This is a genomic window from Psychrobacter sp. GW64-MNA-CIBAN-0177 (assembly GCF_040309585.1).
GTDB classification, from domain to species: domain Bacteria; phylum Pseudomonadota; class Gammaproteobacteria; order Pseudomonadales; family Moraxellaceae; genus Psychrobacter; species Psychrobacter okhotskensis.
The window spans coordinates 1-245 of record NZ_JBEOOY010000516.1 but is presented as its reverse complement, the minus strand read 5'-3'; the positions used below and the strand labels follow the sequence as shown (position 1 = coordinate 245).

General features: G+C 43.7%; 1 protein-coding gene. It reads left to right on the top strand.

Features of this window, described 5'->3' with window-relative positions:
* Positions 1-245: integrase core domain-containing protein (locus AAEY79_RS16730; RefSeq protein WP_352289695.1), on the top strand; the 245-nt coding region annotated here is incomplete at both ends.

Below are 245 nucleotides of genomic sequence, written 5' to 3'. Positions count from 1 at the left end.
AAACCAAGTGGTGTGTTATTTCACTCAGATCAGGGCACGCATTACACCAGTAAGAAATTTGCTGAATCAATCGATGACTGCGACGGTATGACACAAAGTATGAGCCGTCGTGGAAATTGTTGGGATAACGCCCCAACTGAGCGCTTCTTTAGAAGCTTTAAAACAGAATGGATGCCAAAGGGCGGTTATGAGAATATCGCTGAGGCTAAAAGTGCCATTAGTGATTATATCTGGGGCTACTATCA